The organism is Sphingobium sp. LMA1-1-1.1, assembly GCF_040676365.1.
GTDB lineage: Bacteria > Pseudomonadota > Alphaproteobacteria > Sphingomonadales > Sphingomonadaceae > Sphingobium.
Window position 1 is genome coordinate 915,100 of record NZ_JBEGHS010000001.1, and the last position, 23,617, is coordinate 938,716.

Here is a 23,617-nt window from a genome sequence, read left to right on the forward strand (position 1 = left end):
CGCAATCCGGTTCAGGCCATCAACGCCTTCACGCCCGGCAACTCCTTGCCTTCCATCCATTCCAGGAAAGCGCCGCCGGCGGTCGAGACGAAGCTGAAATCGCCAGCCACGCCGGCATGGTTGAGCGCCGCGACGGTGTCGCCACCGCCCGCGACGGAGGTCAGGCCGCCTTCCTTGGTGAGCGCGGCGGCCGTCTTCGCCAGCGCCACGGTCGCCTTGTCGAAGGGCGCGATCTCGAACGCGCCGAGCGGACCGTTCCACACGAGCGTCCGGCAATTCTTGATCGCGTCGCCCAGCGCCTCGACAGCGGCGGGGCCGACGTCGAGGATCATCTCGTCCTCCGCCACTTCATGCACGTTGCACGTGCGCAAGGACGGCGGATTGGCGGCGAATTCCTTCGCCACGACGACATCATAGGGCAGATGGATGGTGCAACCCGCCGCTTCCGCCTTGTCGAATATCGCGTCCGCGGTCTGCGCCAGGTCCTTCTCGCACAGCGACTTGCCGACATCCACGCCGCGCGCGAACAGGAAGGTGTTGGCCATGCCGCCGCCGATGATGAGATGATCGACCCTGGCGACCAGGTTGTTGAGCACGTCGAGCTTCGTCGAAACCTTCGCGCCACCGACGACCGCGGCGACCGGCTTCACCGGCTCGCCCAGCGCGGCCTGCAGCGCGTCCAGTTCCTTTTCCATCGAACGGCCGGCGAAGGCAGGCAGCTTGTGCGCCAGCCCCTCGGTCGAGGCATGCGCGCGGTGCGCGGCGGAAAAGGCATCGTTGACATAGAGGTCGCCAATCGCCGCCATCGCCTCTGCCAGTGCGGGATCATTTTTTTCCTCGCCGGCATGGAAGCGGGTGTTTTCCAGGATCGCGATGTCGCCGTTGCGCATCACCTTGATGCCATCGGCAGCCGCCTCTCCCTGGCAATCAGGGATGAACTGCACCTCGCGGCCCAGCACGGCGCTGAGCGGGCGAGTGATCTTGGAAAGCGAAAATTCCGGGTTCTTCTGTCCCTTGGGGCGACCGAAATGCGCGAGGATCAGCACCTTGGCACCGCGATCCGCCAGTTCCAGCACCGTGGGCATCGCCGCGCGCAGGCGGGTGTCGTCGGAGACGGAACCGTCCTGCATCGGCACGTTCAGATCCTCGCGCACCAGCACCACCTTGCCCGTGATGTCTCCCATGTCGTCGAGTGTCTTGAACGGCTTTGCCATGATCGCTCCCTGCTGCGAAATAAGGATGATGTTGAAAAACCCCGCCGGAGCGGTCCGGCGGGGTTCGTGTCGTTTTAGAGGAACTTCGCCACGACGCCGGTGGTGTCGATCATGCGGTTCGAGAAGCCCCATTCATTGTCGTACCAGCTGAGCACGCGGACCAGCGTGCCGTCGATTACCGCCGTTTCCAGGCTGTCGACCGTGGAGCTGCGCGGGTCGCCATTATAGTCGATCGACACCAGCGGCTCTTCCGAATAGCCCAGAATGCCCTTCAGCGGGCCGGCTTCCGAAGCGGCCTTCAGCAGTTCGTTGACTTCCTGGACGGTGGTGGCGCGCCTGGCGATGAACTTCAGGTCCACGACCGAGACGTTCGGGGTCGGCACGCGCACCGACGAACCATCCAGCTTGCCCTTCAGTTCCGGCATCACCTCTCCCACGGCGCGCGCGGCGCCGGTGGTGGTCGGGATCATCGACAGGGCAGCGGCACGGGCGCGGCGCATATCCTTGTGAAGCTGGTCCAGCGTGTTCTGGTCGTTGGTGTAGCTGTGGATCGTGGTCATGAAGCCCTTTTCGATGCCGATGGCATCATGCAGGACCTTCGCCAGCGGCGCGAGGCAGTTGGTGGTGCAACTCGCGTTCGAGATGACGACGTCGGCGGCGCTCAGCGTCTCGTGATTGACGCCGAAGACCACGGTCTTGTCGACGCCCGTGGCGGGTGCGGAGATGACGACGCGCTTGGCGCCCGCGGTCAGATGCGCGCTGGCCTTTTCCTTGTCCGCGAAAATGCCGGTGCATTCCAGCGCGATGTCCACGCCCTGCGCCGCATGGGGCAGCTTGGCCGGGTCGCGTTCGGCGGTCACGGCGATACGCTTGCCGTTGATGATCAGGGCATCGCCGTCGACGCTCACCTCGCCGGCCCAGTTGCCGTGCACGGAGTCGCGCTTGAACAGCAGGGCGTTCGACTTGGCGTCGCCCAGGTCGTTGATGCTCACCAGTTCCAGATCATGGTCGGTGCGCGAAAGGATCGCCCGGGCCACCAGACGGCCGATGCGGCCGAAACCGTTGATTGCTACCTTCGTTGCCACTGCACTTGTCTCCCGGTTGGTTTGAATTTCAGTCGAGCGCGGCCACGATCTGCGGCGCGATCTTGGCGGCGGTCAGGCCGAAATGATCGTAGAGTACCTCCGCCGGAGCCGAAGCGCCGAACGTATCAATGCCGAAACGCAGGCCGGCGATGCCGACATAACGCTCCCATCCGAAAGTGGTCCCTGCCTCAATCGAGGCGCGAAGGACATGGTGCGGAAGGAGATCATCCTTATACGCCTGCGGCTGCGCATCGAAATGCGCCCAGCTCGGCATGGAGACGATATCGGCGCCGATGCCCTGCTCTTCCAGCAGCGCGGCGGTGGCGACGGCGATCTCGACCTCCGACCCTGTGGCGACCAGCACGACCTTGCGCTCGGCCGTCGCCGCCTTCAGGCGATAGGCGCCCCTGGCGGAGAGATTTTCGCCCGCCTTTTCGGTGCGAAGCTGCGGCAGGTTCTGGCGGGTCAGCGCCAGAACCGACGGGCCGTCTGCATCCTTCAGCGCCAGTTCCCAGCACTCCGCCGTCTCGACGATGTCCGCCGGGCGATAGACGTCGAGGTTCGGGATCATGCGCAGCGACATGACATGCTCGATCGGCTGGTGGGTGGGGCCGTCCTCACCCAGGCCGATGGAGTCATGGGTCAGCACATGGATGACGCGGATCTGCTGAAGCGCCGCCAGGCGAATGCCTCCGCGCATATAGTCGGAAAAGACCAGGAAGGTGCCGCCATAAGGGATGACGCCGCCATGCAGCGCCATGCCGTTCATCGCGCAGGCCATGCCGAACTCGCGAATGCCGTAATAGACGTAACGGCCGGCATAATCGTCCCTGGTCAGCGGCCCGGTCGACTTGGTCTTGGTATTGTTGGAGCCGGTGAGGTCCGCCGAGCCGCCCAGCGTTTCAGGCAGAAGGTCGTTGATCGCGCCCAGCGTCAGTTCGCTCGCCTTGCGGGTCGCGACCTTCTGCGGATTGGCGATCAGCGTGTCGATATAGGCGTCGAGCGAGAAGCCGGCGGGCAGTTCGCCCGCCATGCGGCGCTCGAACTCGGCCTTCTGCGCGCTGGAGCCAAGGCGATCGGCCCAGGTCGCATGGGCGTCGCCACCCTTGGCGCCGATGGCGTTCCAAGCGGCGGCAATGTCTTCGGGGATCACGAAAGGTTCGGCCGACCAGCCGAGGAACTCGCGGGCGGCCGCCACTTCGGCTTCACCCAGGGCAGAGCCGTGGACGCCCGAAGTGCCCGCCTTGTTGGGAGCGCCATAGCCGATCTTGGTGGCGCAGGCGATCAGCGAGGGACGCGGATCGGCCAGCGCTTCGTCGATGGCGCGGCGCACATCGGCCACGTCATGACCGTCGCAGGACACGACATGCCAGCCGGTCGCGGCATAGCGGGCGCGGACATCCTCGCTGCTCGACAGATCGACCGCCCCGTCGATGGTGATCTTGTTGTCATCCCACAGCACGATCAGCCGGCCGAGGTTCAGGTGCCCCGCAAGACCGATGGCCTCATGGTTGATGCCCTCCATCAGGCAGCCGTCGCCGGCCAGCACCCAGGTGCGGTGGTCGACCAGATCGTCGCCGAACTGGGCATTGAGATGCCGTTCGGCGATCGCCATGCCGACCGCGGTGGCGAGGCCGGAACCCAGCGGCCCCGTGGTCGCTTCCACCCCAGCCAGCTCGAAATTCTCCGGATGGCCGGCGCAGGGGCTGCCCAATTGACGGAAATTCGCGATATCCTCGATGGTCGGACGCGCATAGCCGGTCAGGTGCAGCAGCGAGTAGATCAGCATCGATCCATGGCCCGCCGACAGCACGAAGCGGTCGCGGTCAGCCCATTTGGGCGCCTTGGGATCGAACTTCAGATAATCCTTGAACAGCACGGTGGCGACGTCGGCCATGCCCATCGGCATGCCCGGATGGCCGCTGTTCGCGGCCTGCACCGCGTCCATGGAAAGCGCCCGGATGGCGTTGGCGAGGGACTTGTCGGAAACAGTCATGGAAGCGGCGTCTTTCCTGGCTTGTCTATGGCCCCCTGTTAAGGCCAGCGAATCGAAATTGCGCCCCCTTTGTCGCCTCCGGGACAAGGCGTCAACCACGGGTGGCCCCCAGGCTGCGCCAAGCCGCCGAATGACGGCTTTTGCGCGGTGAAAACTTTGTCTATGCGTAGGGCATGGCAAGTGACCGAATGATGCAGGCGATCCGGGCCCTGGAAGGCGCGATCGACCGGCTCGAACAGGATGTGGAGGGCCTTGTTTTGGCCGCACCCGGCCCCGCCTCCGGCATCGACGCTGCGGCCGCCCGCGCGGCGCTGCGGTCGCTGGATGGCCTCATCACCGAGTTGAAGGGGCAGGATGTGAAGGAGCAGGCAAGTGGCTGAAACCACGTTGCACATCGCCGGGCGCGTCTATGACCTGCGCTGCCGTGACGGGGAGGAAGCGCACCTGGCGCATCTCGCCAATCTGATCGAGCGCAAGGCGCGGCTGGCGCAGCAGAACACGCCGGGCCTGACCGAAGTGCGCACGCTGCTGTTCGCCGCGCTGTTCCTGGCCGATGAACTCAACGAGTTGAAGCGCGAAGCGATAGGGCGGCAACAGACCCTGGCGCTGGAGCCCGAGGACGAGCCCGCCGTCCGTGCAGTCGAATCCCTCACCACGCGCATAGAAAAGCTGCGCGAGAGGCTTGTCGCCGCCGCGTCCCGAGCCTAAATAGGGAAGCGACGGGTACTGCGCGGTATCGAGCTTTAGCGAACATCCCTGAGGCGATAATCACATCCACGGGGGCTGTCCCTGGGCGGGCTCTGGCCCGATCTACATGGTTCCCACCTGACGTTGAGGCGTCAGAGGATTTTCCAGCACACGGCCGAGGCGGTCCCGTCACCCTCCCTCCCCCGGTTCAAGGCCCCCGATGAACGACGATACCGACAAGGCGACCCTGCGTGCCATCGCCCGGCAGAGGCGGCGCGCCTTTGTGGCTTCGCTCGATCCGCTGGCGCACCGGCTGGCCTTCAAGGTGGTTCCTTCGCCCCTGGCACAGCGGCTGGCGCAGGCCAGGACCGTGGCTCTCTATATGGGACTGGACGATGAGGCGCCCGCGCAGAGGCTGGCCGCGCCCTTGCAGGCCATGGGCAAGACGCTGGCACTGCCGCGCGTGCTGGATCGGCTGGGCAGCATGAATTTCGTGCACTGGAACCCGGAGGATCAGCTTTTCCCGGGCCTGTTCGGCACCAGCCATCCCGAACCCGTGGGCGATCCGGCGACGCCCGACGTCATCATCGCGCCCCTGGTGGGATTTGACCGGGCGATGAACCGGCTGGGCCAGGGCGGCGGCTATTATGACCGGGTGTTCGCCCGCTATCCCGATGCCTTGAGGGTGGGGCTGGGCTGGTCGGTGCAGGAACATGACTCCCTCCCCGCCGATCCATGGGACTTGCCGCTCCACCTGATGCTGACCGAAGTCGAACTGATCGAAGGATATGAGGCATGAACCCGGACCCACGGCCCGCCTACAAGCCAAGCTGGCGCAAGCCGGCGGGCATGTTCATGATCCTGGGCCTGATCGCGCTCTGGGCCGTGCTGGTGGGCAGCCTGTCGGGCCCGATCGGGCGGCTGCCGATGGTGGTGCAGGTGCCGGTTTACGTCTTTCTTGGGCTGGTCTGGATATGGATATTGCCGCTCAAGCGCCTGCTAGCCTGGATGGAGACCGGACGCTGGCGCGGTTTTTAGGCAATTTTGGGTGGGAAGCGGACGGTCCGGTTTCGACTTTATCGAAGCAAAAGCAGACGCAGCCTTCAGTCGATAAATTTGCCGGTCGTAACCGCTGTTGGTTCCTCTAGCTCAGAACCAAAGCTCCTGAAAATCTCGCGAAGCGCAGTGTCCCGATTTCGAAGTCCCTCTTTGGCAAGGGCATCTGCGAGATGCTTGGCAACATCAGCCAGTATGATGCCCCACGCTGTGTCTTCGGGTATTGGGCCATTTTCTTCGTAGACGCCGACCTTCAACGAGCAATGTAGCTTTTGCTCAGCAATCCAAACGCGGAGAGGCTCCCACGCATCAGAGTCACGCAATGCCGCATCGGGGATCGCTCGTTCGTCCATGGTGACTCCAATTCACGACCACTGCTAATTACATGCTGGTTGTCCGTCCGCAATTAGGAAGTGATGGCGATGCCTCGAACGGCAAAACATGGTCGCTTCCAGACCGTCTGTCATCCCCACCGTCCCTGACGGCCGCCGGGAATGATGCGTGACCCATCGGCCACAACATCCTCGAAAAACTTCCTATTTTTCCAACAGCCCGAAATTCAGCCTGTCCTATTTCACCCCGACCGGCCTATCCTCCCAGCCTCTTTGAAATGTCCGATACGCAACGCATACGCGCGCCCAGGCACGCGCGCGCATACACTGTGAACTTCGACGAAAAACGTCGGAAATCAGCCATTGTTGATGAACGAAAGGCGAAGGCCTCGTCCAACAGCATATCATTTTGATCTTGAAGAATGGCGCGAGTGACGGGGCTCGAACCCGCGACCTCCGGCGTGACAGGCCGGCGCTCTAACCAACTGAGCTACACCCGCGCAGGGCGGCATCTTGGCGTGACCCATGCGGGCCACCAGACGATGCTGATCTGGAAAACCTTCCAACTCTCCTGAAGAGAGTGGCGCGAGTGACGGGGCTCGAACCCGCGACCTCCGGCGTGACAGGCCGGCGCTCTAACCAACTGAGCTACACCCGCGTTCGGTGTGGGCGGGCATCTATGCGGCCCCGTTCCCCCTGTCAACTGCCTGCAACATCAGTTTCGCGGCTTTCGTCATTTTCTTTGCGCGGGTCGACCGTCAGCGTCCCGCGCTCGAACAGGAAACCGGCGATATCCGGCGTTCCGGCGGCTGACACGACGGTCTGGATGATGATCAGCAACGGCACGCCCAGCAAGGCGCCCGGCGTTCCCCACACCCATCCCCAAAAGGTCAGCGACACCAGAATCAGCAGGGGATTCATGGTCAGCCGCCGGCCCAAGATCGTCGGCGTTATGACATTGGCCTCCACCAGATGGAATCCGACCTGCAAGGCCGCCGGCAGCAGCGCCTTCCACACATCGTCGAACACCATGAGCCCGCCGAGCGCCAGCAGCGCCGCCGCCAGCATCGGCCCGAAATAAGGGACGAAGTTCAGCAGCGCGACGATACCGCCCCACATCAGCGGCGAAGGCATGCCGATCAGCCATAGCGCCAGCGCGACCGCCAGGCCGAGGCACAGGTTGATCGTCGCGATGGTGAGGACATAGGCGGATGTCGCGTCGACCACATTCTGGATCACCCGCGCGACCGCCATGGCGCCGTCGAAACTGCCCCGGCTGTTGATCGTCCGCCGCCGCAGCCGCGTCCAGCCCGCAAGGAAGAAATAGATGATGAGCAGCGCGAACACCATCTGGATGATGGCCGCCGGGGCGGAGGTGGCCGCGAACTGAAGCAGCGATCGGGGCGCGTCCACCGCGGCCGTCTGCGCCGCTGCCACCGGGCCGGTCGCCAGCATCTGCACCGTCTCGTCCACGAAGCGCTGGAGCTGCGAATAGAAATCGATCAGGGGCGCGAGATTGTTCTGAATCTGGGGTAGACGCTCTGGCAGCAACCGGAACCAGTCGGCCGCCGGCACGACGATCAGCACCAGGGCCGTATTCGCCACCACCAGGAAGGCGATCAATGCCGTCAGCGCCGCCAGCGTGGATGGCACGCCTCGCCGTTCCATCCACTCCAGGAACGGCACCAGCGCAATGGCGATCACCAATGCGGCCGTCAGCGGCAGAAAAAATTCCGCCCCTTCCCGCAGGGCAAAGGGCAGCGCGAGGATCAGCCCGATGCCGGTCGTCAACGCTATCGACGCCAGCAATCGGTCCCGCCGCCGGTTGATCTCCTGCTGCTCCTGGGGTGTCACGCCTGAAAATGTCCTTGCCCGCCGCCCCGTTTCTGCACCGGCAGTTCCGATCCGTCAATTTCGAGCATCGTGCGGGAAAGCAGGAACCGGTTTTCGGCTTGAAAAGAGGCGGCAATGAAATCTGGAGCACGCGACCTGCGCCTGATTCAGCGCAGCGCTCCCCCGACCGGGCGATTTACATCAGCGAAACGGACGGATAGCAAGGGAAACAAGGTTTTAACCAAATCTTCGGCACCTGCTGCCACATTCGGCCACGCAACAGCATGGGGGACTGTGATGAAATCGGGGGCTTTGCTCATCGCCCTGGCCTGCGTGGCAGTGCCGGAGGCGGCGTCAGCGCGGCAGGACGTCCGGCTGGACCGGCAGATGTTCGTGGAACGGGTCAGCACCGACATCAACGGTCGCGCCCGCCGGGTGCTGGAAAGCGCCGATCGGGCGGGATCGGGCGACCAGCTTATCTTCGTCGTCAACTGGCGCAATGAGGGCAGCCGTCCGGTGCGCGGCCTGGCCGTCACCAACGCCGTGCCGCGCGGGACGCAGCTCGACCTCAGCGATCCGGCCATGCAGGTGTCTGTGGATGGCGGCGCCCATTGGGGCCGCATTGCCGACCTTTGGCTGCCGACTCCCCTTGGCGGCAGCCGCCGGGCCGTGCCCGCCGACATCACCCATGTCCGGTGGACCGTGCCGGACGAAATCTCACCGGGGGAGAGCGGCCGGCTGAGCTATCGCGCTACCGTTCGCTGAGCGATATGGCGACCGGGACAGGATCGGCAGATCCGGCGCGGTCGCCTTTTTCTGAACGGGAGGAGAAACGGCTTGGAACCGCCCCTCCCGACATATCAATCCGCAAACAGCAGGACCGGCGTCTCCAGCAATTTCCGCACTGCCTGGACAAAGCTCGCCGCATCCCAGCCGTCGACCACCCGATGGTCGCAACTGATCGACAGATTCATGAGCTTGGCGGGGACCACTTCCCTGCCGCGGAAGACCGGCCGCTCGATGATGCGGTTTGGACCGATGATCGCCACTTCCGGCCGGTTGATGACCGGCGTGGTGGCCACTCCGCCTAGCGGCCCCAGCGAGGTCAGCGTCAGGGTCGAGCCGGACAGTTCCTCCGGCTTTGCCTTGCCGGCGCGCACCGTATCGGCCAGCCGCTTGATCTCCGCCGCGAGCTGCCAGACATTGCGGTCCTGCGCATCGCGGATCACCGGCACCATCAGCCCGGCGTCGGTCTGGGTCGCGATTCCCATGTGCACGGCGCCGTAGCGCGTCACCACCCCCAATTCATCGTCATAGCGGGCATTCAGCATCGGAAATTCGGGCAGCGCGCGGCAGATCGCGACGATCAGGAGCGGCAGCAGGGTAAGCTTCGGCTTGTCGCCGCGATGGGCATTCAGCTGCTCGCGGGTTGCCTCCAGCGCCGTGACGTCGATCTCCTCCACATAGGAGAAATGCGGGATGGCGCGTTTCGAAGCGGCCATGTTCTCCGCGATGCGGCGGCGCAGGCCGATGACCTTCACCTCCTCATCCGCCCGCCTTGCCCCACGCCCGGCCGGGCGATAGCCCTGCCCCGATCCGTAAAGGAGGAAAGCGTCGAGATCGGAATGGCGGATATGATCGCCGCTCGGCTTCACCTGCGACAGATCGACGCCGAGTTCCCTGGCGCGCGCGCGAACGGCGGGGGAAGCCAGCACATCGGCCTTCGCCGCCGCCCTTTCTTCCTGCGAGGGGGCGGCAGAGGGAGTGGCCGAGGGAACCGGTGCGGCAGGCTTTACTTCTGCGACGATCGGAGCAGGCTCGCTCTGCCCGTTACCCTTCCCCGCCGGTTTCGCAAGGGACGTCATGGCGGCTGGGGCCGGAGCCACCTCGGCACGGGGAGCAGGCGCTTCGCCCTCTCCTTCCGTCTCGATCTCCACCAGCATCGATCCGATGGCGATCTGCTGCCCCGGCTCGCCGGCCAGCCGGACCACCGTACCGGCAACCGGCGATTCCATTTCCACCGTCGCCTTGTCGGTCATCATGTCGGCGATCGGCTGGTCTTCCTCGATCCGGTCGCCGACCTTCACATGCCAGCCGACAATCTCCGCCTCTGCGATGCCTTCGCCGATGTCCGGCAACCTGAACGTATAAAGCGCCATGACAGCCCCTCAATCCTTCAAAATCTTGTTGATGGCCTCGCGAATGCGCACCGGGCCAGGGAAATAGGCCCATTCCAGACTGTGCGGATAAGGCGTGTCGAATCCGGTCACGCGCTCGATCGGCGCTTCGAGATGGTAGAAGCACCGCTCCTGCACCAGCGCGGAGAGTTCCGCGCCGAAACCGCTCGTCCGGGTCGCCTCATGCACGATCATGCAGCGCCCGGTCTTGCGCACCGACCGCTCGATTGCGCCGATATCCAGCGGCACCAGCGTGCGCAGGTCGAGGATTTCCGCGTCGACGCCCATTTCCGCAACGACGTTCTCGACCACATGGACCATCGTGCCATAGCAAAGCACCGTCAGCGCCTCGCCCGAGCGGGCCACCCGCGCCTCGCCCAGCGGAATACGGTAATAGCCCGTGGGAACCTGCGCCTGCGCATGCCCGGCCCAGCTTCTGGCCGGGGTGTCGTAATGTCCGTCGAACGGCCCGTTATAGATGCGCTTGGGTTCGAAGAAAATCGTGGGATCATTATCCTCTATGGACGCGATCAGCAGGCCCTTGGCGTCATAGGGGGTCGATGGAATCACAGTCTTCACGCCCGACACATGGGTGAAGATACCTTCAGGCGACTGGCTGTGCGTCTGCCCCCCGAAAATGCCGCCGCCAAAGGGCGAGCGTACCGTCATGGGCGAGATGAACTCCCCGGCAGAGCGGTAGCGCAGCCGAGCCGCTTCGGACACAAGCTGGTCGAGCGCAGGATAGATATAGTCGGCAAACTGGATTTCCGGCACCGGCCTCAGGCCATAGGCGCCCATGCCCACCGCAACGCCGATGATGCCGCATTCGGTGATCGGCGTATCAAAAACCCGGTTCTTGCCATATTTCTGCTGCAACCCCGCCGTCGCGCGGAAGACGCCGCCGAAATAGCCGACATCCTCGCCCATCACGACCACATCGGGATCGCGCTCCATCATCACGTCCAGCGCGCTGTTGATCGCCTGGATCATGTTCATCTGCACGGTATCGCCGCGGGCTTCCGTCACAGCTTCGCTCATCATGTCGCTCACAGGCCGGCTGCCTTCCATTCGTCGAGCATTTTCTGCTGCTGCTCGCGCAGGTGCCAGGGCATCTCCTCGAACACATCCTCGAACATCGATTCCATCGGATGGTGGAGACCATGACCCAGAATGCCGTTCTTCTCCGCCTCCCGCGCAGCGTCGCGGACCATTTCGGCCAGTTCCCTGTCCATCGCAGCGTGCCGATCCTCGTCCCAGATGCCGAGCGCGATGCAATGCTTTTTCAGGCGCGCGATGGGATCGCCCAGCGGCCAATGGCTCGCCTCGTCAGCGGAGCGATAGGCGCTGGGATCGTCCGACGTGCTGTGCCCTTCGACCCGATAGGTGAAATGTTCGATCAGGGTCGGCCCCGCATTGGCCCGCGCCCTGTCCGCGGCCCAGCGCGTCGCGGCATAGACCGCCAGCGCGTCGTTGCCGTCGACCCTGAGGCCCGCAATGCCATAGCCGATGGCCCGCGCCGCGAAGGTCGTCGCCTCTGCCCCTGCAAAACCGGAAAAGCTGCTGATCGCCCACTGGTTGTTCACGACATTCATGATGACCGGCGCCCGGTAGACGCTGGCGAAGGTGCAGGCCGAATGGAAGTCGCCCTCCGCCGTCGATCCTTCCCCGCACCAGGTTGCCGCGATCCGCGTATCGCCCCGCGCCGCGCTGGCCATGGCCCAGCCGACCGCCTGCGGATATTGCGTGGTGAGATTGCCGGAGATGGAGAAGAACGCCGCGTCCCGCGCTGAATACATGATCGGAAGCTGGCGGCCCTTCAGCCGGTCGCCCTTGTTCGAATAGATCTGGTTCATCATGTCGATGATCGGCCAGCCCCGCGCGATCAATATCCCCTGCTGGCGATAGCTGGGGAAGCACATGTCATCGCTCGCCAGAGCCGCCGCCGCGCCGATCGACACTGCCTCCTCGCCGGTCGACTTCATGTAGAAGCTGGTCTTGCCCTGCCGCTGCGCCCGGAACATGCGCGCGTCGAACGCCCGCGTCAGCGCCATGGCGCGCAGCATCCTGAGCAGCGTCTCAGGCGGCAGTTTCGGGTCCCAGGGGCCGACGGCGGCGCCATCTTCATCCAGCACCCTGACCAGCCCATAGGCCAGGTCGCGCATCTCGCCGGGCTGGGTCGTTTCATCCGGTCGCGCCTGCGCGCCAGCGAGCGGGATATCAAAATCGCTGAAATCGGCGGTGTCGCCCGGCCTGAACTTCGGCTCCGGCACATGCAGCCGCAGCGGCGGCAGATTGCGTCCCGCCCCAGCCCTCGCCGCGTCCGAATCGATCCGGTCGCTCATCCTGCCTCCTTTGTGCATTGCAATATTATTGCTGACTGCAATTATTATATTACAACGCCGGTAAAGGCAAGCCTTACTGACCCATTTCGTCGCGTTTCCGCTCTGCGCTAAACAGCGACGGGCGCGGCGATATGCCTTTGCGGCGCGTAATCAAGGACCTCGAAATCCTCGATCCGATAGTCGAAAATGCTTGAAGGCCGCCGGTTGATCCGCAGCCGGGGATGGCCCGACGGATTTCGTCCGATCTGTTCCTCCACCAGATCGGCATGGTTGAGATAGAGGTGCACGTCGCCACCCTGCCAGACCACCTCGCCCGCCTCCAGATCGCATTGCTGCGCGAGCATCCGGGTGATCATCGACAAGCCGAAGATGTTGAAGGCAAAGCCCAGCCCGAGATCGCAACTCCGCTGGAACAGCAGCCCGTTCAGGCGCCCGTCGGCAACCTGGAACTGATAGGTCATGTGGCAGGGCGGCAGCGCCATGCGCGAAACCTCCGCCACATTCCAGCCCGTGAACAGCAGGCGCCGCGAACCGGGACTGGTCCGAATCGCCTCGACCAGGTCGGCGATCTGGTTATGCCCCTGCGCAGCCCGGCGGTAGAGCCCGTCCCCGGCCTCTTCATAGCGCGGCCAGTTCACCCATTGCGCGCCATAGACCGGGCCCAGATCGCCCCAGCGGGCCGCGAAGGCATCGTCCTCGATGATGCGCGCCTCGAACGCGTCGCGGTCTATCTCCTCCCCCGTCGCCCTGCGGTAGCTGTCCAGCGGCCAGTCCGTCCAGATATGCACGCCCTGGCGCACCAGTTCGCGTATGTTGGTGTCGCCGGTCAGGAACCACAGCATTTCCCGCGCCGCGACCTTCCAATAAACCCGCTTGGTCGTCAGCAGCGGCACGGCCTCGTCAGCCAGCGAGAAGCGCATCGTCGCGCCCAATATGGATCGCGTGCCCACGCCCGTCCGATCGATCCGCTCATCTCCATGCAGCCAGATCTGCCGCATCAGGTCCAGATATTGCTGTTCATAATGGGGTGCGGAGGATGCCATGCGGACACTTTCATGATTCTGGCGGATACTGTCCCCCTGTAACGAAGCGACCGGCCGACGCCAAATGCTGCGAAACGGATGAGATTGCCCGCGCTTCACTCGAAAAGGGACCAGCCTTCCCCTACCGGCCGCGTGGCGCAGGCCCATTCTGCGCGCCATGCGCGAACCTGCTTCCCTCAACCTGCTCGTCCTGGATGACGAATGGCGTGCACTCCATCGGCTGCCCGTAGACCTGGACTGGCAAAGGACAGTGGATGCGCTGCTGCGGTGGGACAGCCATTGGTTGGCGATCGAGCAGCAGCGGCCCGGCAGCCCCCTTCCCTGCTGGACCGACATCCGGCTGACCCGGACCTTGTCGAAGCGCCTGCGACCGATCGAGATCGCATTGGCTGACCATGTCATCCGCACCGGGAAAGGCCGGTTCAGCTTCCGCCAGGCCGGGCTTTTATAGCATGCCCCAAAAAAAACGCGTCGGCCGCTTGCCAGCCGGAAAAGCCGCCTCTATAGGCTGCGGCCTGCCCGGCGGGACCGCCTTTAAACGGACCCGCCATCGGTCGGGGAGTAGCTCAGCCTGGTAGAGCACTGTCTTCGGGAGGCAGGGGCCGGAGGTTCGAATCCTCTCTCCCCGACCAATATTTCTATCAGAAAATCGGCGGCTCTCCGCGACCACATGCTGTCACAGCAAAATCCGTCTCTGACCTGCCCCATATCGCCAGCGCGTCCGCCTATGGCCTTGCTGGGCGCGAGCGACCATAACCGGCGCAGCAACATAATCTGACGCGGTGCACGGGCATGATGGCGGATTTTGCTTAGTATCGGTCGAGCTTCCCGTTACCATTACGCGCATGGAACCGAGAAGCTCTAGGCGGCAGCGCAACGCCCCTACCATCAATGATGTTGCCAAGCATGCGGGCGTGTCGCCCATGACCGTGTCGCGGGTCATCAACGGTGAACAGATCGTAAGGAGCGCCACCAGGGAAAAGGTGGAAGCGGCCATCGCCGCGCTCAACTATTCGCCAAGCGCCGCCGCGCGCAGCCTGGCCGGCGGGGAAGACACCCGCATCAGCCTGCTCTACAGCAACCCGTCGGCTTCCTATCTGAGCGAATTCCTGGTCGGCAGCCTGGATCAGGCCAGCCGCAGCGGCGTCGATCTGGTGGTGGAGAAATGGGACGAGGAAACCGCCGTCGACACGGTCGTCGAGCATTTGCTGCGCGGCCGGATCAACGGTGTCATCCTTCCGCCGCCGCTGTGCGACCACCAGGCGATGAAGGATGCGCTGAAGGCGGCGGACATCGTGGCGGTCGCCGTCGCCACGGGCGAAGCGCCCGCCGACATGTCGGCCGTCAGCATCGACGATCATGCGGCGGCACTGGCGATGATGCGCCATCTGATCGCGCTTGGGCATCGGCGCATCGGTTTCATCAAGGGCCACCCGAACCAGAGCGCCAGCCGGCGCCGCTTCGAAGGCTATGGCGACGCGCTGGTCGAAGCGGGCATCACGCCGGACGAGACGCTGGTCCAGCAGGGCTATTTCACCTACCGCTCCGGGCTGGATGCGGCGGAGCGAATCCTGGCGCTGCCCGAGCCTCCGACCGCGATCTTCGCCAGCAATGACGACATGGCGGCGGCAGCCGTGGCCATTGCCCATCGCAGCGGGCTGGACGTGCCGGGCGACCTGACCGTCTGCGGCTTCGACGACACGTCGCTGGCGACCACGATCTGGCCGGAATTGACCACCATCCGCCAGCCGATCAGCGCCATGTCGCGCGCGGCCGTCGAATTGCTGGTGAAGCGGATCAGGGCGCGCAAGGGCAAGTCGGACGAAACGCCCTCTCATCTGCTGCTCGACTATGAACTGGTCCGGCGGCAATCGGACGCCGTTCCGCATTGAATCCTTCGAGAAGGACGGCCCGGCATGACGTGCCGGGCCCGCGCGATCCCTATTCCCCGAACACCCGGCGGAAGATCGTGTCGACCTGACGGAAATGATAGTCGAGGTTGAATTTCTCCTCGATCTGCTCGGCCGGGAGCGCCGCAGCCACGTCCGCATCGGCCTTCAGCAATTCCATCAAAGATAGCTGGCCGTCCGATTCCCACACCTTCATCGCATTGCGCTGGACATAGCGGTAGCTGTCCTCGCGGCTCACGCCGGCCTGGGTCAACGCCAGCAACACCCGCTGCGAGTGGACGAGGCCGCCCATCTTGTCCAAATTCTTCATCATCCGCTCAGGGTAGACCAACAGCTTGTCGATGACGCCGGTCAGGCGGCCCAGCGCGAAGTCCAGCGTGATGGTGGCATCCGGCCCGATATAGCGCTCCACGGACGAATGGCTGATGTCGCGCTCATGCCAGAGCGCCACATTCTCCATCGCCGGCAGCGCATAGCTGCGGACCATGCGGGCAAGGCCGGTCAGATTCTCCGTCAGCACCGGATTGCGCTTGTGCGGCATGGCGGAGCTGCCCTTCTGGCCGGGCGAGAAATATTCCTCCGCCTCCAGAACCTCGGTGCGCTGAAGGTGGCGGACCTCGGTGGCGAGCCGCTCGATGGAGGAGGCGATCACGCCCAGCGTCGCGAAGAACATCGCGTGACGGTCGCGCGGAATGACCTGCGTCGACACCGGCTCGATGGCTAGGCCCAGCTTCTCGGCCACATGCTCCTCGACGCGCGGGTCGATATTGGCGAACGTGCCGACCGCACCGGAAATGGCGCAGGTCGCAACCTCGGCCCGAGCCGCGATCAGCCGAGCCTTGCAGCGGCTGAACTCCGCATAGGCCTCGGCCATTTTCAGGCCGAAGGTGACCGGCTCGGCATGGATGCCATGGCTGCGGCCGATGGTGGGCGTCAGCTTATGCTCATAGGCGCGGCGCTTGATGACCTCCAGCAGCTTGTCGAGATCGTCGATCAGGATGTCGGCGGCGCGGCTCAGTTGCACGGCAAGGCAGGTGTCCAGCACGTCGCTGGAGGTCATGCCCTGATGCATGAAGCGGGCTTCCTCTCCCACCTGCTCCGCAACCCAGGTCAGGAAGGCGATGACATCATGCTTGGTCACGGCCTCGATGGCATCGATGGCGGCCACGTCGATCGCGGGATTTGTCGCCCACCAGTCCCACAGCGCCTTGGCGGCGGACGGCGGCACCACGCCCAGTTCGCCCAGCTTTTCTGTCGCGTGCGCCTCGATCTCGAACCAGATCTTGAAGCGGGCCTCCGGCTCCCAGAGGGCGGTCATTTGCGGGCGGGCATAACGGGGAACCATCGGGCGAATCCTGCGTGCATGAGTTGAAAGTCGATGCGCGGCCTAGCAGCAGCGCCTTTCGGGGGCAAATCAGCCGGAAAGGCGGGATGGAACCCACTGAATTCCCGTACTTCATCCCATTAATCGCAGCATCGGCGGCGAACCGATGCGAATCGAAAGACCAGTGGTGCAACATGAACAAAAATTCAGGAACCACATGTTTTATTTGGCTATTGTCCAGGATGACATCAGACGGTGGATGTGGAGCAGGTGATGATCCGCGCATTTTTTCTGGCGAGCGCCCTTTTGGTTGCGCCATCGGCATGGGCGCAGGCGGCCGCGCCCCAGCAGGCGGCTCCCGCCGCGCCGGAAGGAAAACAGGCGCAGCCTGCGACATCGGGCGACGCGGTGGCGTCGATCGTGGACACGGAATTCCCCGCCTATGACCAGAATCATGATGGGCAGCTCGACAAGGCGGAATTTTCACGCTGGATGGTGGCGCTGAAGGATCAGGAACTGAAGGCGACCGGAAAGTCCCTTCCCCCCGCAGAAGTCACCGCCTGGGCCGACGGCGCGTTCGTCACCGCCGATACCGACAAGAGCGCGACGATCAGCAAACCGGAGTTGATCGTCTATCTCAGCGGCGGCGCCGCATAGGATAAAATAGCCCGCCCAGGCGGGACAGAGCCCCGTGAGGGTCGCATCATGGGGCGGCATGGAGCGAAGGCCATGCCGCCTCTTTTTTTGCCATTTGCAGGGCGCGCGGGCATGCGGCGTCAGATATGACGCAGGTCGGGCGCTCCTGGTTTTCTGTCGCGCCACTGTAAGCGGAAAACCGTTGCCGCTTTCCCGCGCAATGCGTCAGCCGCGCTTCTTGTTCGCGTAGAGCAGCGCCGCGACGATCGCAGCCGATCCGATTCCGACGGCCGTCCCCATCCAGACGGCCTTGCCGGCTGATTTGCGCGCTGCGGAAGCCATGTCGGGCTTGGCGGTGGTGGAGCTAGGGGTTGCCGCGCCGCTTTCGGGCGCTTCTTCGATCGGCTTCGTCATGGTGATTCCCGATATGCAACAAAGCGTCGGCGCAGAAAAGGCGGATGCGGCGAAAATCCGTCAGAGTATCCAGCGCCGGGCTGGATCGGCCAGAATTTACGCTGCGTGCCTAATGCGACGGCAGCACCTGATGCGCTTCGCCCCAGCCGCGCAGGTCTCGGGAGGATTGGCGATCCAGCAAAAGTGCGACATCCTTCACGGTGAAGTGGGCCGCGCTCTCAATCCCGTCCAGTTCCTCCCAGGTGACCGGAGCAGCGATGGAGGCATGTTCGCGGGCGCGCACCACATAAGGAAGCACCGCCGTCGCGCCGCGCTGATTGCGCAACCAGTCGATGAAGATGCGGCCCTTGCGCTTCGCCTTGCTCATCGTCGCGGTGAAGCGATCCGGTTCCTGGACGGCAAGAGCGCGGGCGAAGCGGTCGGCGAAATCCTTGACCTCCGGCCATTGCGCCTCCGGCTTCAGCGGCACGACGACATGAATGCCCTTGCCCCCCGACAACATGGCAAAGCTGGTGAGGCCCAGATCCTCCAGCGTCCGCCGAATGTCCCGCGCCGCCTTCTTCACATCCTTGAAGTCCAGCCCTTCGTCCGGATCGAGGTCGAATATCATGCGGTCCGGCCGCTCGACATCCGCGATGCTCGAACCCCAGCCGTGAAATTCGATCGCGCCCATCTGGACGCAGGCCAATATGCCGTCGCCATCCTCTATATAGAGATAATCCTCCTCATTCCCTTCCTTCTCGCGGATCGGCACATGTTTGACATGGTCGCCGAAACTGCCGCTGTCATGTTTCTGGAAGAAGCATTTCTTCGCTCGGCCCTGCGGACATCGAACCAGGCTGATGGGCCGATAGGCGATCCAGGGCAGCATCACGCTCCCCATGCGCGCATAATAATCGGCCAGTTCGCCCTTGCTGATCTTCGCCTCCGGAAAGATCAGCCGGTCGGGATTGCTGATCCGGATCGAGCCTTGGGCTTCGGGTATCTCCATCATTTCCTCGCGCTCGACCTCGTTGGCTGCCTTGTCCTCACGAAGACCCAGGAAACTGGCATGTCGGACGACATTGTCCGCCGTGAATTCTGCGAAGGCGACTTCCGCCACCAGATCTGGTCGGACCCATCGGGCGCCCATGCTTTCGCTGCGCGGCACAGGGAGCGCGGCGGTCTTGCGCTCCCGCTTGCCCAATAGCGCGATCAGTCCGGCGCTGTTGGCGGCATTGAACCCCGTGCCGACCTTCCCCACATAGACCAGCCCGGCCCCTTCCCGCTGACCGAGCAGCAGGTTGCGGATGGACCGGCCGGTCGCGCTGCTGGGGGTCCAGCCGACAATGACGAATTCCTGCCGGCGGGTGCATTTGACCTTCAACCAGTTCTTCGTGCGTGCACCCCGATACGGAGCGTCGGCACGCTTGGAAATGATGCCCTCCTGCCCTGCGTCACACATCGCCTGAAACAGCCTCTCGCCTGCGCCGACCACATGGTCCCCGACATGGACATGCGCGGAACCGTCGCCCAGAAGGGCGGCCAGCTTTTCCTTGCGGCTGACATTGGGCATGCCGGTCAGGTCCTGCCCGTCCAGATGGAGCAGGTCGAAGGCGAACAGGTGCAACGGCGCCTTCCCCTCCCCCTTCAAGGCCCGTTGAAGCGTGGAGAAATCGGGATTCCCTCCGCTGTCCAGCGCAACGATCTCTCCGTCGATCAGGGCGCCCGGAAGGTTCATCGCTGCTATTTCCGCGGGAAGCGGTGCGAACCGATCCGTCCAGTCGAGACCAGATCGGGTGAACATCCTGACATGCTCGCCGGATGCCGAAACCAGGCACCGATAGCCGTCATATTTGATCTCGTGCATCCAGCCATTGCCAGTCGGCACGGCGTCGACCAGCGTTGCCAGTTGCGGCGGCCGAAAGGCTGGCAGGCCCCTCTTTCCCGGCCCTCGCTTTCCCGGCCCACTCTTGCCCGACAGAGCGCGCCGCTTGACGGGAACGGCGCGATCCGCCTGCGCCATGGCCGCGTCAAATGCCTTCCCCTTCTTCCCCTTCAGCGATGTGGCCGGCGCACCCGCTGCGATCTCCGCCATGGTGCGTCCGCTCTTGATGCTGGTCAGGTTGCGGGCAGTCAGATCGTCCGCGCTGCCGGCATGGCCATCCTCGACCTTGCGCAGCAGCCAGTTTTCGCCCTTCTCCCGGCCCCGCGGCTTCAGCCGGATCAACAGCCATTCGCCGCGCATCCGATGCCCATGCAGGATGAAGTGGAGATGGCCATTTTCAAGGTCGCGGGCGCTCTTTCCGGGAATCGGCTCCCATATACCCTCATCCCAGAGCATGACGGTGCCGCCGCCATATTCCCCCTTGGGAATCGTCCCCTCGAATGTCGCATAGGACAGGGGATGATCCTCCGTACGGACAGCGAGCCGCTTGTCGGCGGGATCGATGCTGGGGCCGCGCGTCACCGCCCAGCTTTTGAGCACGCCGTCCATTTCCAGGCGAAAGTCGTAATGCAGGCGAGTCGCATCATGCTTCTGCACGATGAAGCTGTTGCCCTGGCTGCGCCCCCGCCTGCCCGCGGGCTCCCGGGTGCGGGTAAAATCGCGCTTGCGGTTATAGGCGCTGAGCGGATCGGCATCGGCCATCGCTCAGGCCCGTTTTCGGCTGGCCGGCCTTGCAGGCGCCTTTCGCGCCGCAGCCTTTGCGGGAGCCTTGGCGGCGGGGGCTTTCTTCGCCGCCGGTTTCGGGCCCGCCCCGGAAGCGCCCGTGCTTACCGATTTCTTGAGCGCCGCCATCAGGTCAATCACATTGCTGCCGCGCGCGGCCGTGCCTTCCTCCTGATCCTCGATGATACGGCGACCCTTCGACTTTTTCTTCTTTTCGATCAGGCGCTCCAACGCGTCCACATAGCGATCGTGAAAACTGTCGGGTTTGAAGGGCGCGGTCTTCTTCTCGATCAGCGTCTCGGCCAGATCGAGCAGTTCGCTATCGGGCTTCGCATCCTCTATATCGCGGAAATAGCTTTGGGCGCGGTTCACCTCATCGGCATAGCGCAGCGTTTCCAGCACCATGCCCCGGCCGCAAGGCTTCAAGGAGACGATATATTCCCGTCCCCGCATGGCAAGCTGGCCCAGCCCGACCTTCTTCGTCCGCCGAAGCGCCTCCCGCAGGACTATGAAGGCTTCCTCGGCCAGATCGTCTGCGGGGACGACATAATAGGGTCGTTCATAATAGAGCACGTCGATCTCGCTCGCGTCGACGAACTGGATGAGTTCGAGCGTCTTCTTGCTCTCCAGCTTGACTGCCTCGATCTCGTCGGGCTGCAGCAGCACATAATCGCCTTTCGCCACCTCATAGCCCTTGACGATGTCATCCGGATCGATGGGACCAAGTCCTGGCACCGTCTTTTCGTACCGGACCCGCTTTCCGCTAGGCTGGTGGATCTGGTGGAAGGCGATCTGCGCGCCGGATTTCGTGGCGGCGTAGATCTCCACCGGAATCGACACCAGCGCCAGGCGAATCTGCCCCTGCCAATATGCGCGAGCGGCCATGATCGTGCTGCCTCCTTTTCCAGGGGAAATGCGCGGATCAAGACGCAGTTCCCGGTGTACCACCCCAGCACCCTTGACTTCCGCCGCCAGTCATGTTGGTAGCGCTATCAATAACCTATTGTCTTAGGAGTCGATAATGCCGGGGGTCTCCACTTTGCTCGATTGCCTTCCCGCCGACTGGCGGTCCGGCCTGTTTCTGGGCCGCGTGGAAACGGCAGAAGGCCCGACGCCCCTGCTGGTCGAGGGTGGTATCGCCTATGACATGAGCCGCGCCGCCCCCACGGTATCGCAGTTGATCGACATATTGCCGACCGAAGGGCTTTCCGGCTTCGGCGCGGCAAAGGGCGTGTCGCTGGGCGCGCTCGGCGCGCTGGACCTGCCGCTGCTGAGCCCGGTCGACCTGCAATGCATCAAGGCGTGCGGCGTGACCTTTGCCCTGTCCGCGATCGAGCGCGTGATCGAGGAACGGGCGCGTGGCGACGCGGGCGCGGCGGCCGACATCCGGTCGCGGCTGGAGGGCCGGGTCGGCGGGTCTATCCGCGCGGTCAAGCCGGGCTCTACCGAAGCGGCGGCGCTCAAGCAGGCGCTGATCGAAGACGGGCTCTGGTCGCAATATCTGGAGGTCGCGATCGGTCCCGACGCTGAGGTATTCACCAAGGCGCCCGTGCTCTCCACGATTGGTGCGGGGGAGGAGATCGGAATCCGGTCCGATTCCACCTGGAACAATCCGGAGCCGGAGATCGTGCTGATCGTGGGGGCGAATGGGCAGGCCGTCGGCGCCACGCTGGGCAATGATGTCAATCTGCGCGATTTCGAGGGGCGTTCCGCCCTGCTGCTCGGCAAGGCGAAGGACAATAACGCCTCCTGCTCCATGGGGCCGCTGATCCGGCTGTTCGACGGCGGTTTCACCATCGACGATGTGCGCGATGCAGTGGTGGAACTCACCATCGATGGCCCGGAGGGCTACAGGCTGGAAGGCACCAGCAGCATGAACCAGATCAGCCGTGATCCGCTGGAGCTGGTGCGCCAGACGCTGTCGGAACATCAATATCCCGACGGTTTCGCGCTGTTCCTGGGCACGCTGTTCGCGCCGGTGCAGGATCGGGATGAGCCGGGGCACGGCTTTACCCACAAGGTGGGCGACAGCGTCGCCATTTCCACTCCCCGGCTGGGCAGGCTGGTGAACAGGGTCGTGACATCGAAGGAGGCGGCGCCCTGGAGCTTCGGCCTTGCGGCGCTGATGGCCAATCTTTCCAAAAGGGGTCTCCTCGCATGAGCGGCGCAGTCTATCCCAGCCTGAAGGGCAAGCGCGTCTTCATCAGCGGCGGCGGCAGCGGAATCGGCGAAGGCCTGGTCCAGGCCTTTGCCGCGCAGGGCGCCCGCGTGGCGTTTTGCGATATTGCGCAAGAGGAAAGCCGGGCGCTCGTCGAACGGCTGAAGGATGCGGATTTCGCGCCGGCCTTCCATCCCTGCGACCTCAGGGACATCGAAGCCGTGCAGGCGATGATGGCCGCGGTCGAGGAGCAGCTTGGCGGCATCGACATATTGATCAACAATGCGGCCAATGACGACCGTCACAGCATAGAGGAAGTGACGCCCGCCTATTGGGACGAGCGGATGGCGGTGAACCTGCGCCACCTCTTCTTCGCGGCGCAGGCCGTGGTGCCCGCGATGAAGCGCGCTGGCGGCGGCGTGATACTGAACTTCGGGTCGATAAGCTGGCATCTCGCCCTGCCCGACCTGGTGCTGTACCAGACCGCCAAGGCGGCGATCGAGGGCCTGACGCGCAGCCTGGCCCGCGATCTGGGACGCGACAATATCCGCGTCAACACCATCATTCCCGGCAATGTGAAAACGACGCGCCAGATGAAATGGTATACGCCCGAAGGCGAGGCAGAGATCGTCGCTGCGCAATGCCTGGATGGACGGATCCTGCCAGCCGACGTGGCGGCGCTGACTTTGTTCCTGGCGTCCGAAGATGCCCGCATGTGTACCGGGCATGATTATTTCATCGACGCGGGCTGGCGCTGAAG

Annotated in this window: 23 protein-coding genes and 3 tRNA genes; 11 read left to right on the top strand and 15 right to left on the bottom strand. The window is 64.1% G+C overall.

The features are described from left to right. Positions 1 to 11: 11 nt before the first annotated feature. From MRBLMA1_RS04405 to tkt, 3 genes are all read right to left on the bottom strand, one after another. Positions 12 to 1,214, bottom strand: coding sequence for a phosphoglycerate kinase (locus MRBLMA1_RS04405; protein WP_363735211.1), 1,203 nt, complete (start codon positions 1,212 to 1,214; stop codon positions 12 to 14). Positions 1,215 to 1,288: 74 nt separating this feature from the next. Beyond that, positions 1,289 to 2,299 carry a type I glyceraldehyde-3-phosphate dehydrogenase gene (gene gap, locus MRBLMA1_RS04410; protein ID WP_363735212.1) on the bottom strand — a complete coding sequence of 337 codons (1,011 nt, stop codon included), beginning with the start codon at positions 2,297 to 2,299 and terminating at the stop codon, positions 1,289 to 1,291. A 28-nt stretch (positions 2,300 to 2,327) separates the two neighbouring features. Beyond that, positions 2,328 to 4,295, bottom strand: a complete 1,968-nt coding sequence (gene tkt / locus MRBLMA1_RS04415) for a transketolase (RefSeq protein ID WP_363735214.1) — start codon at positions 4,293 to 4,295, stop codon at positions 2,328 to 2,330. A gap of 173 nt (positions 4,296 to 4,468) precedes the next feature. On the opposite strand from tkt, the gene MRBLMA1_RS04420 reads away from it, so the two are divergent. The 4 genes from MRBLMA1_RS04420 (at position 4,469) to MRBLMA1_RS04435 (ending at position 6,020) form a co-directional block, all read left to right on the top strand. Further along, on the top strand, positions 4,469 to 4,675 hold the full coding sequence (locus MRBLMA1_RS04420; protein ID WP_363735216.1) for a hypothetical protein: 207 nt from the start codon (positions 4,469 to 4,471) through the stop codon (positions 4,673 to 4,675). Then, entirely contained in the window at positions 4,668 to 5,003 is a 336-nt protein-coding gene (locus MRBLMA1_RS04425; RefSeq protein ID WP_363735218.1) for a cell division protein ZapA, read from the top strand. The genes MRBLMA1_RS04420 and MRBLMA1_RS04425 overlap by 8 nt, the downstream gene beginning before the upstream one ends. Before the next feature lie 199 nt (positions 5,004 to 5,202). Beyond that, positions 5,203 to 5,781 carry a 5-formyltetrahydrofolate cyclo-ligase gene (locus MRBLMA1_RS04430; RefSeq protein WP_363735220.1) on the top strand — a complete coding sequence of 193 codons (579 nt, stop codon included), beginning with the start codon at positions 5,203 to 5,205 and terminating at the stop codon, positions 5,779 to 5,781. Continuing rightward, positions 5,778 to 6,020, top strand: coding sequence for a DUF2842 domain-containing protein (locus MRBLMA1_RS04435; RefSeq protein WP_363735221.1), 243 nt, complete (start codon positions 5,778 to 5,780; stop codon positions 6,018 to 6,020). The genes MRBLMA1_RS04430 and MRBLMA1_RS04435 overlap by 4 nt, the downstream gene beginning before the upstream one ends. Before the next feature lie 65 nt (positions 6,021 to 6,085). On the opposite strand, the gene MRBLMA1_RS04440 is transcribed toward MRBLMA1_RS04435, so the two are convergent. From MRBLMA1_RS04440 to MRBLMA1_RS04455, 4 genes are all read right to left on the bottom strand, one after another. Continuing rightward, positions 6,086 to 6,391 carry a DUF5076 domain-containing protein gene (locus tag MRBLMA1_RS04440; RefSeq protein WP_363735222.1) on the bottom strand — a complete coding sequence of 102 codons (306 nt, stop codon included), beginning with the start codon at positions 6,389 to 6,391 and terminating at the stop codon, positions 6,086 to 6,088. Positions 6,392 to 6,793: 402 nt separating this feature from the next. Then, positions 6,794 to 6,870: transfer RNA gene (locus tag MRBLMA1_RS04445), tRNA-Asp, on the bottom strand. Positions 6,871 to 6,951: 81 nt separating this feature from the next. Next, positions 6,952 to 7,028: transfer RNA gene (locus MRBLMA1_RS04450), tRNA-Asp, on the bottom strand. Between the two features lie 41 nt (positions 7,029 to 7,069). Continuing rightward, positions 7,070 to 8,224: an AI-2E family transporter gene (locus MRBLMA1_RS04455; RefSeq protein WP_363735223.1), complete on the bottom strand. Its 1,155-nt coding sequence runs from the start codon at positions 8,222 to 8,224 to the stop codon at positions 7,070 to 7,072. 276 nt (positions 8,225 to 8,500) lie between these two features. On the opposite strand from MRBLMA1_RS04455, the gene MRBLMA1_RS04460 reads away from it, so the two are divergent. Next, on the top strand, positions 8,501 to 8,968 hold the full coding sequence (locus MRBLMA1_RS04460) for a hypothetical protein (RefSeq protein ID WP_363735224.1): 468 nt from the start codon (positions 8,501 to 8,503) through the stop codon (positions 8,966 to 8,968). A 95-nt stretch (positions 8,969 to 9,063) separates the two neighbouring features. Here MRBLMA1_RS04460 and MRBLMA1_RS04465 read toward each other — a convergent pair whose 3' ends face one another. The 4 genes from MRBLMA1_RS04465 to thyA all read right to left on the bottom strand — a co-directional run bounded on the left by MRBLMA1_RS04465 (position 9,064) and on the right by thyA (position 13,765). Further along, complete coding sequence (locus tag MRBLMA1_RS04465) at positions 9,064 to 10,362, bottom strand: dihydrolipoamide acetyltransferase family protein (protein WP_363735225.1); 1,299 nt, start codon at positions 10,360 to 10,362, stop codon at positions 9,064 to 9,066. Between the two features lie 9 nt (positions 10,363 to 10,371). Further along, complete coding sequence (locus MRBLMA1_RS04470; protein WP_363735414.1) at positions 10,372 to 11,376, bottom strand: alpha-ketoacid dehydrogenase subunit beta; 1,005 nt, start codon at positions 11,374 to 11,376, stop codon at positions 10,372 to 10,374. Positions 11,377 to 11,426: 50 nt separating this feature from the next. After that, positions 11,427 to 12,722 (bottom strand): 3-methyl-2-oxobutanoate dehydrogenase (2-methylpropanoyl-transferring) subunit alpha, encoded by a 1,296-nt coding sequence (locus tag MRBLMA1_RS04475; protein ID WP_363735226.1) that lies wholly within the window; start codon positions 12,720 to 12,722, stop codon positions 11,427 to 11,429. A 107-nt stretch (positions 12,723 to 12,829) separates the two neighbouring features. Continuing rightward, complete coding sequence (gene thyA, locus MRBLMA1_RS04480; RefSeq protein WP_363735227.1) at positions 12,830 to 13,765, bottom strand: thymidylate synthase; 936 nt, start codon at positions 13,763 to 13,765, stop codon at positions 12,830 to 12,832. A gap of 157 nt (positions 13,766 to 13,922) precedes the next feature. Here thyA and MRBLMA1_RS04485 point away from each other — a divergent pair, with 157 nt between their 5' ends. The 3 genes from MRBLMA1_RS04485 (at position 13,923) to MRBLMA1_RS04495 (ending at position 15,657) form a co-directional block, all read left to right on the top strand. Further along, positions 13,923 to 14,216, top strand: a complete 294-nt coding sequence (locus MRBLMA1_RS04485; protein WP_363735228.1) for a JAB domain-containing protein — start codon at positions 13,923 to 13,925, stop codon at positions 14,214 to 14,216. A 104-nt stretch (positions 14,217 to 14,320) separates the two neighbouring features. Further along, a tRNA-Pro gene (locus MRBLMA1_RS04490) sits at positions 14,321 to 14,397 on the top strand. Positions 14,398 to 14,610: 213 nt separating this feature from the next. Beyond that, a complete protein-coding gene (locus tag MRBLMA1_RS04495; RefSeq protein WP_363735229.1) occupies positions 14,611 to 15,657 on the top strand; it encodes a LacI family DNA-binding transcriptional regulator in 1,047 nt (348 codons plus the stop codon). Positions 15,658 to 15,706: 49 nt separating this feature from the next. Here the strand turns inward: MRBLMA1_RS04495 and purB are convergent, their stop codons facing one another. Next, positions 15,707 to 17,020: an adenylosuccinate lyase gene (gene purB, locus MRBLMA1_RS04500; protein WP_363735231.1), complete on the bottom strand. Its 1,314-nt coding sequence runs from the start codon at positions 17,018 to 17,020 to the stop codon at positions 15,707 to 15,709. A gap of 252 nt (positions 17,021 to 17,272) precedes the next feature. Between purB and MRBLMA1_RS04505 the strand changes: the two genes are divergently transcribed. Then, positions 17,273 to 17,656, top strand: coding sequence for an EF-hand domain-containing protein (locus MRBLMA1_RS04505; RefSeq protein WP_363735232.1), 384 nt, complete (start codon positions 17,273 to 17,275; stop codon positions 17,654 to 17,656). Between the two features lie 204 nt (positions 17,657 to 17,860). Here MRBLMA1_RS04505 and MRBLMA1_RS04510 read toward each other — a convergent pair whose 3' ends face one another. The 3 genes from MRBLMA1_RS04510 to MRBLMA1_RS04520 form a co-directional block, all read right to left on the bottom strand. Beyond that, positions 17,861 to 18,049: a hypothetical protein gene (locus MRBLMA1_RS04510; protein ID WP_133651734.1), complete on the bottom strand. Its 189-nt coding sequence runs from the start codon at positions 18,047 to 18,049 to the stop codon at positions 17,861 to 17,863. Between the two features lie 109 nt (positions 18,050 to 18,158). Next, entirely contained in the window at positions 18,159 to 20,678 is a 2,520-nt protein-coding gene (gene ligD / locus MRBLMA1_RS04515) for a DNA ligase D (RefSeq protein WP_363735233.1), read from the bottom strand. A gap of 3 nt (positions 20,679 to 20,681) precedes the next feature. After that, positions 20,682 to 21,584, bottom strand: coding sequence for a Ku protein (locus tag MRBLMA1_RS04520; protein ID WP_363735235.1), 903 nt, complete (start codon positions 21,582 to 21,584; stop codon positions 20,682 to 20,684). A gap of 136 nt (positions 21,585 to 21,720) precedes the next feature. Here MRBLMA1_RS04520 and MRBLMA1_RS04525 point away from each other — a divergent pair, with 136 nt between their 5' ends. Together MRBLMA1_RS04525 and MRBLMA1_RS04530 are read left to right on the top strand one after the other, a co-directional pair. Beyond that, positions 21,721 to 22,860 carry a fumarylacetoacetate hydrolase family protein gene (locus MRBLMA1_RS04525; RefSeq protein WP_363735237.1) on the top strand — a complete coding sequence of 380 codons (1,140 nt, stop codon included), beginning with the start codon at positions 21,721 to 21,723 and terminating at the stop codon, positions 22,858 to 22,860. Continuing rightward, entirely contained in the window at positions 22,857 to 23,615 is a 759-nt protein-coding gene (locus tag MRBLMA1_RS04530) for an SDR family NAD(P)-dependent oxidoreductase (protein WP_363735239.1), read from the top strand. The genes MRBLMA1_RS04525 and MRBLMA1_RS04530 overlap by 4 nt, the downstream gene beginning before the upstream one ends. The last annotated feature ends 2 nt before the right edge of the window (positions 23,616 to 23,617 follow it).